At 50.5% G+C, this 11,530-nt stretch carries 13 protein-coding genes; 6 read left to right on the top strand and 7 right to left on the bottom strand.

Annotated elements, in window-relative coordinates; all coding sequences use genetic code 11:
• Positions 1-355 precede the first annotated feature (355 nt).
• The 3 genes from OXG87_08445 to OXG87_08435 all read right to left on the bottom strand — a co-directional run bounded on the left by OXG87_08445 (position 356) and on the right by OXG87_08435 (position 2,658).
• Positions 356-760: a hypothetical protein gene (locus OXG87_08445; GenBank protein MCY3869574.1), complete on the bottom strand. Its 405-nt coding sequence runs from the start codon at positions 758-760 to the stop codon at positions 356-358.
• Entirely contained in the window at positions 744-983 is a 240-nt protein-coding gene (locus tag OXG87_08440; protein MCY3869573.1) for a transposase, read from the bottom strand. Before OXG87_08440 ends, OXG87_08445 begins: the two co-directional genes overlap by 17 nt.
• 307 nt (positions 984-1,290) lie before the next feature.
• Positions 1,291-2,658, bottom strand: a complete 1,368-nt coding sequence (locus tag OXG87_08435; protein ID MCY3869572.1) for a sulfatase — start codon at positions 2,656-2,658, stop codon at positions 1,291-1,293.
• A gap of 197 nt (positions 2,659-2,855) precedes the next feature.
• On the opposite strand from OXG87_08435, the gene OXG87_08430 reads away from it, so the two are divergent.
• The 3 genes from OXG87_08430 (at position 2,856) to OXG87_08420 (ending at position 4,451) form a co-directional block, all read left to right on the top strand.
• On the top strand, positions 2,856-3,188 hold the full coding sequence (locus tag OXG87_08430) for a hypothetical protein (GenBank protein MCY3869571.1): 333 nt from the start codon (positions 2,856-2,858) through the stop codon (positions 3,186-3,188).
• 16 nt (positions 3,189-3,204) lie between these two features.
• A complete protein-coding gene (locus tag OXG87_08425; GenBank protein ID MCY3869570.1) occupies positions 3,205-3,426 on the top strand; it encodes a DUF4926 domain-containing protein in 222 nt (73 codons plus the stop codon).
• Positions 3,427-3,563: 137 nt separating this feature from the next.
• On the top strand, positions 3,564-4,451 hold the full coding sequence (locus tag OXG87_08420; protein ID MCY3869569.1) for a dihydrodipicolinate synthase family protein: 888 nt from the start codon (positions 3,564-3,566) through the stop codon (positions 4,449-4,451).
• A 4-nt stretch (positions 4,452-4,455) separates the two neighbouring features.
• Here the strand turns inward: OXG87_08420 and OXG87_08415 are convergent, their stop codons facing one another.
• Both OXG87_08415 and OXG87_08410 read right to left on the bottom strand, forming a co-directional pair.
• Positions 4,456-5,820 (bottom strand): sigma-70 family RNA polymerase sigma factor, encoded by a 1,365-nt coding sequence (locus tag OXG87_08415; protein ID MCY3869568.1) that lies wholly within the window; start codon positions 5,818-5,820, stop codon positions 4,456-4,458.
• Positions 5,821-5,933: 113 nt separating this feature from the next.
• Positions 5,934-6,752 carry a phytanoyl-CoA dioxygenase family protein gene (locus OXG87_08410; protein MCY3869567.1) on the bottom strand — a complete coding sequence of 273 codons (819 nt, stop codon included), beginning with the start codon at positions 6,750-6,752 and terminating at the stop codon, positions 5,934-5,936.
• A 112-nt stretch (positions 6,753-6,864) separates the two neighbouring features.
• On the opposite strand from OXG87_08410, the gene OXG87_08405 reads away from it, so the two are divergent.
• On the top strand, positions 6,865-7,185 hold the full coding sequence (locus OXG87_08405) for a heavy metal-binding domain-containing protein (GenBank protein MCY3869566.1): 321 nt from the start codon (positions 6,865-6,867) through the stop codon (positions 7,183-7,185).
• An 8-nt stretch (positions 7,186-7,193) separates the two neighbouring features.
• Here the strand turns inward: OXG87_08405 and OXG87_08400 are convergent, their stop codons facing one another.
• Together OXG87_08400 and OXG87_08395 are read right to left on the bottom strand one after the other, a co-directional pair.
• A complete protein-coding gene (locus OXG87_08400) occupies positions 7,194-8,060 on the bottom strand; it encodes a phytanoyl-CoA dioxygenase family protein (protein MCY3869565.1) in 867 nt (288 codons plus the stop codon).
• 16 nt (positions 8,061-8,076) lie between these two features.
• Positions 8,077-9,549, bottom strand: a complete 1,473-nt coding sequence (locus tag OXG87_08395) for a sulfatase (GenBank protein MCY3869564.1) — start codon at positions 9,547-9,549, stop codon at positions 8,077-8,079.
• 153 nt (positions 9,550-9,702) lie between these two features.
• On the opposite strand from OXG87_08395, the gene OXG87_08390 reads away from it, so the two are divergent.
• Positions 9,703-10,506, top strand: a complete 804-nt coding sequence (locus tag OXG87_08390) for a phytanoyl-CoA dioxygenase family protein (protein ID MCY3869563.1) — start codon at positions 9,703-9,705, stop codon at positions 10,504-10,506.
• 10 nt (positions 10,507-10,516) lie between these two features.
• Entirely contained in the window at positions 10,517-11,524 is a 1,008-nt protein-coding gene (locus tag OXG87_08385) for an NAD(P)-dependent oxidoreductase (GenBank protein ID MCY3869562.1), read from the top strand.
• The last annotated feature ends 6 nt before the right edge of the window (positions 11,525-11,530 follow it).

Genomic DNA, 11,530 nt, shown 5'->3' with positions numbered 1-11,530 from the left:
GGCTGATTAAGTCGCGTCCGGAAATATCCAGAGGAAGGGGTTTGTTTTTGGCGGTGAGATCACTTTGGCGAGCTTTTCTAACTCTCTGAGGACCAATCCCACAACATGTCCCTGTGCATACACCTGATTGCCCATTAAGGGACAAGTCCCAAACTTCTTAAATGCTCGTCTAATTCCCCCGTACTCGAAAACCCTTGACCGCTTACAACTTGTGCACGAATAGTTGAATGTTCTACCCTGTGTTTTGTAGCTAATTGCTTTGTGGCTTCTCTACGAGACAAACCCGGCCGTGCCCTTAGTAATTCTATTAATTCATTGAAAACTATATCTTTTTGGTACATGACTTTTTCTCTCTTTATATTACATAACGGACCGATCCGCCATAAAATCTCAAATCGTCATCCAAGTATTTTCCTACGTATAAATTCTGTATTTCCCCCGGGGCTTCATGCCCGTCAAAATAGCTATCACCGTCGGGGGCGGTGTGCCAAGCGGTAGGAATAAATACCCCTGCAATTTGCCGCCTATAACAAGCCAATACAATCTCGACCTCGCGTTCTGCTTTTTCTTTCCTTACCGGCCAACAAAACCGGGCGGCGGCATATAAGTTGCTGGCTGTTCTACCGTCCCAATTTCTACTTACAGAGACGATCAAAGCCTTATGTTCAAGGTCATCCCGTTCCAATATCTCCCTGTCATTCATTCCTTTGCCCCTTTCTAATAGCGCCTTAATGAGTTGAAATTCAATCCCCCAAAACATAGAGCTTCATCTGGTCAATAGTATCCTTCACCCGCATGTTCTGCCTTGCCACAAACTCAGTCACATATCTCCAAAGGTGCTTCTTGCCCATTTTTTGATACACACCCATGATTCCTCGCTTGATGCCTGACCAGAATGACTCAATGCCATTTGTCCATATCTTCGATGCTAATACCAGCCTCTTTGAGGCGTTGAGCGAGGGGATCTGTGTTATTGCCTTCATCAATTTCGATTCCGTTCTTGTGGCAAAAGTTTCTAAGTGCTATTCGGCAAGTCTTAGAAACGTCAGTGTCATTGTTATCTGCCCACCTACGCAATGCCTCATATAGAGAGGTGGGCACTTTCACCGACAAAAATTTAGTATCTTTGTTTTTCATAGACATAGAACCCTCGCTTTGCGTGACGTTCACGAATTAAATGATCGGTCTTAATTAACGTTTTGAGGGGCAAAAGGGTTTCATTTTCTCTTTGGTCACTATTCTCCATAATCCCCTAAATTTTAGAGTCTAAAATGGGAACCCCTGTGCCGATTATGCATCGGGCAATTCGGTTCGCAATGCGAATTTTTCCTCAGGCGTTCCCGCGCCTTTTAATACTTCCAGATATGCTTTGTGCAGTCGCTGTGCTTCGGCCATGTTTTGCTGGTTATACACGTTGTTCTTTTGCGCGAGGTCTGTCCGTAGATCGTATAGTTCCGCCGGCCATTTGGGTCCGCGATAGTGCAATGTCCAGTTGCCGTCTGTGATGCTGGAGCACACGCTGCGGTCTTCGCGTACAGGCAGGGTTGCCGATGTGACGGCGACTTTCCGTTGTTCTTCTGCTTTTTCGCCTTTTAAGATGGGGGCGACGGATATGCCGTGCAGTCCATCGGGTTTTTTTATGCCTGCAAGGTCGAGTATTGTGGGCATGAAATCGACGGGTTGTGTCAGGGATTTAGTGCGTTTTCCCGCTGCGTTGCTGCCGGGCACATATCCCATGAAGGCTGTGTGGGATACTTCTTCGTAATAGGGCCAGTCGCCGTCTGGTCCCTGTCCGCTTTTGCCAATGCGTCCGTGGTCGCCGATATAATGTCCGTGGTCAGACATGAAGATTACGGCTGTATCTTCCCATAGTCCCAGGTTTTCTACTTTTTCCAGCAGGTGACCGACCCAGGTGTCCATGAGCGTGACTTCGCCTGCGTATAGTGCCCGCGTGTGTTTGATTTCTTCTGCGCTCAGGTAATCGCAGTAGTCGTAAATGGGATGGTCGATGACTTCACCTGTGTATCCGGGGTTGTACATATTGACGTAGTGCGCGGGGGGGTCCCACGGTTCGTGAGGGTCAAAGGTGTCGATGTACAGGAAGAATTTTTCGTGGGTGTGGTTTGCCTCCAGCCAGTCTGCAGCGCGTTGCATGGTGCGTGCGACAAAGGTGTCGCGTTCTGTTTCCCAGTGTGCTGCGCGCCAGCGATAGTGATATTGTTGCATGCGCTCAGGTGTGCGAATTTTTTCGGGGACTGATTCGAAGGGGACGGGTATATCATCTGTGATTGAGCGATCGCCTTCTTGCCCGCGAATCCATTCCCAGCCCAAAAATCCGCGGTCAAATTGATGTCCGTCTCTTACCAGGTGCGGTGTGTCGCATAAGAGCATGGTGACATATCCCGCGTCTGTGAGGAGTTCGGACAAGATGACTTCATCTTCGGGGAGCGGCGTCCAGCCTCGAAAGGGGAATGTCAGCCTGCCGGTCATCATGTCTGTGCGCGTGGGTATTGTTGGGAATGATGCCTGATACGCGCGGTCAAAGACCATGCAGCGTTTGGAGAATGCGTCTATATGCGGTGTGCGGATCCATGTATTTCCGTGACAGCCCAGGTGATCGTAACGCAGGGTGTCGGACATTACGACAATGATGTTCATGGTAGTCCTCCAAAAAAGGTTTCTAAATGCTGAAAATTGAGCTTGGGTAAAATAATTCCTTTTTCAGAATCTGCAACACGAACACCAGATGGTTCAAAATGGGGTTGTGGTTTGCGGCAGGATATAACACTTGTCGGCGGTTGACAGCGTATAAATTTCTGTCTATTTTGTAAGAAAATCACATATCCCCACTATTTATGATCATCCCCAATGCTGACCGTGCAGTTATCGATATTCGCAAATTACGCGATTATTGTCTCAATCCCGCTCACAACGAAGGCAAACACAAAGCGCGATTGTTTTCTGCCAAATTGGGAATAACCCGTCAAGATGCTGAAGCCTTGAGAGAAATTTTATCAAAAAAGGTTTTGACAGAGCCAGCAACTATGGGGAGACGTGATGATTTTGGTCAACGTTACATCATTGATTTTGAATTTGAATGGCAAGGGCAACAGGCTATACTGCGCAGTGGATGGATTATTGAACACGATCAAAATGAGCCGCGATTGACAACGTGCTATCCTTTGTAAATAAAGGCAAAGTGATATGGATAAAGACATCAAACTTTTAGATGTGGTTGCATTGACAGAAGATATTGACGAGTATGGTCTCTGCCAGGGACAGGTTGGAACAATTGTTGAGATGCTTTCGGATGGTCAAGCGTTTGAGGTTGAATTTTGTGACCGGGAAGGTCGCACCTATGAATCAGTTGGTTTACGTCCCAACCAGTTTATCGTATTACACTATGCGCCGATCACAAATGTTTGAATGTTGTATATAAAAACTTGAAAGTAAAGCCCCGGATTTCTCCAGGGCTTTTTTTATAGCGCAATAATCAATTTGACCTCTGCAGGAGTAATGTTTTTTCAGGATTAATATTTGTGGTCACACGCATTGAGGAGGAGATGATGGATTCTATTTATGGGATTGTGCCGCCAGTGGTGACGCCGTTTCGGGAGGATGACTCGCTTGATGAGGGGGCGTTTCGGACAGAAATTCAGTATATGATTGAGACGGCGAAGGTGCATGGGTTGGCGGTGACGGGGAGTACGGGCGAGGGGCATACGCTCGGGGATGATGAGGTGAGGCAGTTGACGCAATGGGCAGTGGAGGAAGCCGATGGGCGAGTGCCAGTGATTACGGGGATTATTACGGACAGTACGAAGTCGGCAATTGAGCGGGGGAAGGCTGTGGCTGATTTGGGTCCGGTGGCATTACAGGTGACGCCGGTGCATTATTTGTTTCGGCCAGACGATGATGCGATGGTCAGGCATTTTGAGGCGTTGTGTGAGGGGACGGGGTTGCCAGTGATGATTTACAATGTGGTGCCGTGGACGTATTTGTCGCCGGAGTTGTTGACGCGGATTATTGACGAGGTGGAAGGTGTGGTGGGGGTGAAGCAGAGTGCGGGAGATATGAAGTTGCTGGCTGATTTGTTGTTGATGGCTGGAGATCGCGCACGGATTATGACTGCGGTAGATGCGTTGTTGTATCCGTCATTTGTTTTGGGTGCACACGGTGCGATTGCGGCGATTTTGACGGCTGTGCCCGAGTTGTGTGTGGCGGTGTGGGATGCGTGCCAGGAGGGTGATCATAAAAAGGCGTTGGATTTACACGAGAAGTTGCTGCCGATTTGGAATGCGATTTTTGATGATAATTTGCCCGCAAATACCAAGTATGCGATGATGCTGCAGGGACGCGATGGGGGTGTGCCGCGCCCGCCAATGCCGCCGTCGTCTGCCGAGCAGGAGGGGCGGGTTCAGGCGGCATTGGAGAATGCAGGTGTGGTTTAACCCTTTAATCCTTTGACTTCAGTCTCAATGGCATTAGCAATGCCAGCCATTCCGCATTCAGGGATGTGCGCAAGATGATCGCTTTGCTCTGTTCTCTAAATTCTATTGTGATTTCATCGCTGTCTTCAATGTCCAGCGCATGCAGGATTTTTTTGAGATACGCGAAGTTCACGGCGACCCTGAGTGTGTCTTCTGATGGTGTTTCAAATTTGGCATTGAGGGGCACTTGAAATATCCAATCTGCAATGCCTCCTGGCGAGTCGTCATCTTTCGCGTCGTGGAGATATTGGAATTTGCCATTGTCCTCTCGGGTATATCCCGTGTCCCGTGAGGTGAGAAAAGTTATGGTTTGGGTCAGTGGCGAGAGGTGTAGATCTACCCGGGGGCGATATTGCCACAGGTCCGACTCTGGATGCCGCGCTTCCATGAATTCTTGTAGTAAGTTCAGTGCTTGTGCCAGAAGAGCCGAGGAGATAGAAACTCGCATTGTGGGATCTTCTTGCGGGATGACCTGTTCGTATTTAACATAAGGACCTTCGATCAAGGGGACCTGAAGGGTTGTGCCGTTGCTCTGGATTTCTGCGGTTTCTTCCGCAATTTTCAATGTGGCTTGTTCGGGCAGTTGGATGTCTGGCCAGGGTCCGAGGACAATGGGTGCGGCCAATTCCGAGAGGCTTTTCAATGTGCGAATGATCATGATATGTCCGTTGGTCGCAGTTGCGCGACCGTCTGTGTCGAGACATACGCCCTGCAAGATCGGGCGTTTTTCATCGTCGCTTACAAAACCGATTACTTTTTTGAGCGCGTCCATGTCCGCGCGGTCCAGTTCAGTTGTTTGCATTTGAATATCCGACATTTTGTGCAATTCTCCTTTCAATTTGAGACGCGCACGCCTCAGACGCCCGCGCACGGTTTCTACCGTGAGGTTCAGGAGGTCGGCTGTTTCCGCATAAGAATACCCTTTGAAATAGTGATGGGCGATTACCTGGCGATGTTCAGCCGATAGGATGCGTAGCGCGGCTCGTACAACGTGTTTGATTTCTTCTTCAGTGTGCGTTGCGGGTTCTGGATAAAATGTTTCTTCCAGTCGCAATTGCACGGCTCGACGGCGATGATGGGAGTTGACGGCGTTGCGTATGATGCTGTGTAACCAGGGTCTAAATCGGTCGGGTTTGCGAAGTTGATGCAGATTTTCGTACACTTTGATAAATACGATTTGGACCAGGTCTTCTACGTCATCAACCAATCGTATGGATTGGGCAATTTGGGCATACACATATCGCGAATAGCGTTGCACCAGAACTGCGAATGCTTTGCGGTCGCCGTCCAGAATTTGAGCGATGAGCGCGCTGTCTTCAATCTGTTCCACGAATGCTCCACGAGAAATCAATACACGCGTGTTTTAATAAAAGACGAGTCTGTATCCTGAAAGTGTCGTATGGACATAAAAAAAGCCCCGGAATCCGGGGCTTTTTTTATGCTTTAAGCATTGGGACACTTAAAGTCCAGGCCATCCATGATGACTTTTATCTGATCGGATGGCTTGAAATAATCTGTTGCCGTATAGTTTTTGCCCAGATCGCCCATTAACCGACGGCGGCGGGGTGTCATGCGCGATAGAACTTCTTCGGGGCACTTTTCGTAATCGTAAGGTCTGCACCACATTTGGCCATACCGGAAGGTGATGCTGCGCCGCACGACGTCTGTGTGATTTGGCGCGACCGCGTGCCACAGGGTGTTGGGGAATATCGCGCAATCTCCCGCTTCGGCAATGAGTTGTATTGCGCCGGGCGGTGTTTCATTGCGCGACCCTTTGGGCATTGGGCGGCGATGGCTGCCGGGTACCACACAGAAGTTTGCACAATTTTCGTGTGGTATATCGGTGAGGAAGAACTGAATTTTGAAGTTTAATGGTAGGCTGTCTGGCGTGACCCGAATTTGTGCCAGTGAGCGTCCAGCATCGGTGTGCCAGCCGATCAAGTTATCGGTTTTGTCATTTGGATAGCGCACGTAGATTTGCGATCCCATGATCTGGATATAAGGTCCCATCAGGTCGAGGATGGTGCCAAATAAGTTGGGGTGGTCCATTAATCCGTCAATTCGACTCGTTCGGAAGAGCGTTTGGATGATGGTATAGACGCCTTTTTCGAGCACTTCGGGATATTTGGCTTCGTACTTCGCGATCACTTCGTTGGCCGCGTCGAGATATTCCGCTGCTTCGTCTTTGGGGATTACATTTTTGAGATGTAAATATCCCTGTTCCTGCCACTGTTGCCGCATGGATTTGCTCACGTGGTTCATGTCAAAGCTCCTGTTTTTTGAATGTTGTTTTAGACCTTAGCCCTTGCCTGATTGTGTACAATGAGATATTTTTCGATGAAACTATCGGAAAACAATATAAAAGGAGGCTTTTATGCTCGTGTTGACAACCCCCAATATTGAAGGGAAAACTGTTGATAGCTATCAGGGTATTGTGACGGGTGAAGCTATTTTGGGTGCCAATTTTTTCAAAGATATCTTTGCGAGTCTCCGCGATATTGTCGGCGGGCGTTCAGCCGCGTATGAGTCAGAACTCCGCAGAGCCAAAGATCTCGCCATCGAGGAAATGGTCGAACAGGCACGCGGTATGGGTGCCAATGCCGTCATTGGCGTGGATCTCGACTACGATACGGTTGGCGAGGGCAGTATGCTTATGGTCAGTGCCAGTGGCACGGCTGTTACTTATCGGGATTGAGACGTTCGTTATTTGTATTGTGTTTGGGTAAATTTCGATTCTTTTATTACGGTTTGCGATTCGTAAATGGATCCGCTTCGGAGTGCGCCAGGCCATGGCATTCGCACGGGTACGGCTTCCACGCGCGGGATGTTGGTCGGCTCGCCGCGCACGATTGTTTCATTGAACAAATCCCAGTTGTTCAGGCCCGATAGGGGATATGCATCGATCGCGCAGTATTGAAATAGGAGCAGTCGGCGGGGTTTGTCGGATGTATTGGATACTGACCCGTGTAGCATGCGTACGTGATGGATTGTGATGCCGCCTGCTTTGACCATTACGGGTACGGCACCTTTGTCGCTAAAGGTGGAGTCGGTTACGGCGCCGCAAAAATGGCCGTCGAGGTGATGGTCATACACCGGTCCTCTGTGCGAGCCGGGAATGACGAGCAAGGGGCCATTTTCTTCTGTCATGTCGTCGAGCACTATGCCCACAGCGAGCAAATCGTCGTTGCTATGCGGATAAAATGCCCAGTCCTGATGCCACTCAACCGGGCTGCCGTAGCCGGGTTGTTTCATGTTGAGCTTGTTGCCATTGCACCGCAGGCCATATCCGATCAATTGCGATACGATGCCCAAAATTTTCTCGTGATGCAGGGTCTTGCGATATACTTCATGGAGCAGGATCGGACTTTTCAGGCGTCTCAGTTTTGGGTTTTCGGGCGTGTGCCCGGGTTCGAGGTCGAATACTTCGGTGTGTTCGGTGACCTCCCGCGATTTTTCCACATATTCATCGGTTACCCGACGCAGGTTATTGACCTCGTCTTCACTGAGCACGTTCTCCACACCGAGATATCCGTGTTCGTGATAAAACGCAATTTGTTTCTGGGTGAGCATGGTTTACTCCTTACTTTTATGGATGGCGGTATTTGTTTCCAAATTTTTCGCGCAGTAAGACGGCGCCTTCTGCACGGTCGGTTTCTGCAAGGCGATCGCAATAGTCTTCGAAAGCTCCCCAGGTGTGCATTGGTCCGCCTTCTTGCATGACTGTCCAGAGGGGATCGTTGTCGTAGGGTCGCGGCATGGTTTCCATCATGTGGTCGTGCCAGTTCATGAGGCGATACGCAGCCTCGCGGCATATATCGGGGTTTTCCGCCGCTACGTCGCGCATTTCCCAGGGGTCGTCTGATAGGTTAAATAGCAGTTCGCGTGGGTAGAGCCGATATCCATCGTGATAGGTGCGGATGTAAATCCAGTCGTCAAAGCGGACAGCTCGCTGGCATACGTGCGCGCACTGGCTCAGGATCAATTCGCTGCGCCCGGCATCTGTACCTTCGGTGATGACAGGGGCGTAACTTTCGCCATCCCACAACGCTTGTTTTTGCCCGCCTAAAAGATCGGCTAATGTGGGAGCTAAATCAATATTGTAATGCAGGCCCTCGTCTGTGATTCCAGATTGTCCGCCGGGCCACTTTACGATCATCGGTATATGGCAGGTCGCCTGGTCGGCTGTTCCGTGTTCGCCGTATATGCCGAGTTCGCCCATGTTTTCGCCGTGATCCGCGCTGATGATGATCGCGGTGTCGTCCAGCACGCCTTTGTCTTCCAATATGCCCACAATGATGGCGATTTGATCATCTACGTACCGGATTGCGGTGTCGTATCCGTCGATCATCCGCCGCAGGTCGTCCATGTTGTCCAGGCGCCCGGGGTGCCGGGGAAAGCGGGGATTGGGACGGTCGTCCCACATCATGATGTCCTGCGCGGTGTGGGGTCCGACGAGTTTTTTGTGTTCTTCCAGCAATTCGGGTGTTAGCCAGTCTGGGAGAGGATCATCGGCAAAGGGTTCGCCGTATTCTGCTGGCGCGCGATAGGGGGTGTGTACATCCCAGTAGTTGATGTGCAAAAACCAGTTGTCGTCCGCGGCATTATCATTCAGCCATTTTTCGACTACGGGTGTTACTTCTTCGGCTGATTCCATGCCGCCTTTGCCGGTGTTGTGTATTTCGTTGAAGCCGGCGTAAAAATGCCACGCGGCATGCCGCTGTCCAAAGGGGCTGATCATGGATGTTTTTAAGCCCCGACGCTGCAGGAATCCAGCCAGTCCCTCGTTTGCCAGTCGATCTCGAAATCCGCGGTTTGGTCCATTTATGCGCCGCTCTGATGCTGTGCCGCCGTGTCCTACGACGCCCGAATGAATGCCGAATTGCCCGGAGTAAAATGCGGTGCGCGATGGCAAGCAGGGCGCGTCTGTTGTATAGACTTGATTAAATCGAATGCCTTCGGCTGCGATTTTGTCAATTGTTGGCGATGTGTTGCGGTGATATCCGTAACAGCCCAGGTGTGTGGGATTTAAGGCGTCGAGATCGAGGTATAAGATGCGCATAGATGTTCCTTTTCTGTTTTGGTTCGTTCAGGGGATAATTTACCTTTAAAATTGTTTCTTAGCAAGTGTTCCGCGCTGATAATCAGAACCGCTTGACGGATCGGCCCGTTGACATTATTCTGCATCGCACAAACAATAGCGAGGAGGCCGCAGATGCCAGAGCCAACAATTTCTCTTTCACAGGAACAAGTTCATTCATTTCACGAGGATGGGTTCCTCGTTCTCAATGCGATTACGACAGAGGAGGAGGTGGAACAGCTTCGGGAGATTTACGATCGACTTTTTTCGGATCGCACGGGTTGGGATCAGGGGAGTCAATTTGATCTGGCGGGTACAGATGAGGATGATCAACCACGCCTTCCGCAAATGCTCGGTCCCAGCCGTTTTGCGCCCGAACTGAAAGATACGCTCTATCTGGCCAATGCGCGGGCGATTGCGGGGCAGTTGCTGGGTTCTGATATGCTCGATAGGAATGGCGAACACATGATTTACAAGCCGCCGCGTATTGGTGCGGCAACGCCGTGGCATCAGGATCAGGCGTATCACGATCCTACCATGGCGTACAAGGGCGTAAATTTTTGGATGCCGCTGGACGATGCGACGGTGGAATCCGGCTGTTTGCAGTTTATTCCGGGTAGCCACAAGCTCGATGTTTTGCCGCATCACAGTATTAACCGGGATCCGCGTATTCACGGTCTTGAGGTTGATGATCCCGAACAGTATGCCGCGCGGGCGGTTCCCTGTCCTGTTGCGGCTGGCGGGGCTTCGCTTCACGCGTGTTATATGCTTCACTACGCAGAGCCAAATCGCACAGATGTTCCGCGGAGGGCTTATACGCTTACGTTCAGGACGCCACCCCAGACGCGCGATAAGCCCGTTGATGCATATTGGCAACAAAATAAACAGACGGCGCGGCAAGCAAGGGCAGATGCGTATCAAACAAGGGGTTCTATGTAAAGGAGTTTTTATGAAAGTTCTCGTTACAGGTGCCGCCGGACAGGTTGGTTGCCGGCTGGTGCGCCAGTTGCTCGACCAGAATTGCGAAGTTCGGGGGACGATTCTTCCCGATGATCCCGCGCGCAGCCGTCTCGACGGTGTCGATATTGAGTTGCGCGAGGGGGATTTGACGGATTTATCTTATGTTAAAGATGCTGTCGAGGGCGTGGACGCGGTTATTCACACTGCCAATCTCGTCGGTCCGCATTTTGAACTCAATAATCAGATCAATCTCCAGGTTACACGCGCGTGTGAGGGCGTTGCAGACCGGCTTGAACGCTATGTTTATACCAGTTCTTCGGGCGTGTTTCCCAATAATGGCGAAAATGTTCCGTGTGCTTATCACCCGGTGGATGAATTGCATCCCAAACGGCCGGATGGCGAGTATTCTATGTCCAAGTATTTCGGCGAGGTGATGGCAGAACGCGCGAATCGAGAGACGGGTTTGCGCTATTCTATTGTGCGCCCGAGTCACGTTTTGTCCGGGACCAAGATTTTGAATCAGTTCAGTGTTGCGCGCGTGGTCAATTTGTTGAAGAAAAGTCAGGAAAGACCCGGTACTGAACTCTATATGGCAGATGGTACTGAACTCTGGCACGATATCGAAGCGAAGGCGGCGTCTCCGCAGCAACCGTGTAGTATTACGGATGAGGACGGACGCCCATGGCTTTATCAACCGCAGGATGCCCGCGATATTGCCCATTGTCTGGTTTGTGCGATGAACTCTGGCGCGGCGCTGGGCGAGTCGTTTAATGCCGGCGCGCCAGAGCCATTTCCTTTTACCGAAGGGGCGCGGTTGATTGCAGAAAGAAGAGGGGTTGATTTGCTTGAGTTCAGGGTTCCGCTACAGTATATGTATGATCATGCGATTGGCAAGGCGAAGAGTCTGATTGATTATCGTCCGCAAGGCGATTTGAATGCGATGATTGAGTCGGCTTTTGCGTGTGAAGAAGGCGCGACGGATTATACCTGGGATTGAGAAGTT

It is taken from the genome of Gemmatimonadota bacterium (genome assembly GCA_026706845.1).
In the GTDB taxonomy this organism is placed as follows: domain Bacteria; phylum Latescibacterota; class UBA2968; order UBA2968; family UBA2968; genus VXRD01.
This window is presented reverse-complemented; position numbering and strand designations above follow the sequence as displayed.

Excerpts from the sequence above, each read along its gene's own strand:
- OXG87_08440 (MCY3869573.1), bottom strand. The coding sequence starts at position 983 with ATGAAGGCAATAACACAGATCCCCTCGCTCAACGCCTCAAAGAGGCTG.
- OXG87_08400 (MCY3869565.1), bottom strand. The coding sequence starts at position 8,060 with ATGCTCACCCAGAAACAAATTGCGTTTTATCACGAACACGGATATCTC.
- OXG87_08425 (MCY3869570.1), top strand. The coding sequence starts at position 3,205 with ATGGATAAAGACATCAAACTTTTAGATGTGGTTGCATTGACAGAAGAT.
- OXG87_08395 (MCY3869564.1), bottom strand. The coding sequence starts at position 9,549 with ATGCGCATCTTATACCTCGATCTCGACGCCTTAAATCCCACACACCTG.
- OXG87_08410 (MCY3869567.1), bottom strand. The coding sequence starts at position 6,752 with ATGAACCACGTGAGCAAATCCATGCGGCAACAGTGGCAGGAACAGGGA.
- OXG87_08385 (MCY3869562.1), top strand. The coding sequence starts at position 10,517 with ATGAAAGTTCTCGTTACAGGTGCCGCCGGACAGGTTGGTTGCCGGCTG.
- OXG87_08405 (MCY3869566.1), top strand. The coding sequence starts at position 6,865 with ATGCTCGTGTTGACAACCCCCAATATTGAAGGGAAAACTGTTGATAGC.
- OXG87_08435 (MCY3869572.1), bottom strand. The coding sequence starts at position 2,658 with ATGAACATCATTGTCGTAATGTCCGACACCCTGCGTTACGATCACCTG.
- OXG87_08445 (MCY3869574.1), bottom strand. The coding sequence starts at position 760 with ATGTTTTGGGGGATTGAATTTCAACTCATTAAGGCGCTATTAGAAAGG.
- OXG87_08430 (MCY3869571.1), top strand. The coding sequence starts at position 2,856 with ATGATCATCCCCAATGCTGACCGTGCAGTTATCGATATTCGCAAATTA.
- OXG87_08420 (MCY3869569.1), top strand. The coding sequence starts at position 3,564 with ATGATGGATTCTATTTATGGGATTGTGCCGCCAGTGGTGACGCCGTTT.
- OXG87_08390 (MCY3869563.1), top strand. The coding sequence starts at position 9,703 with ATGCCAGAGCCAACAATTTCTCTTTCACAGGAACAAGTTCATTCATTT.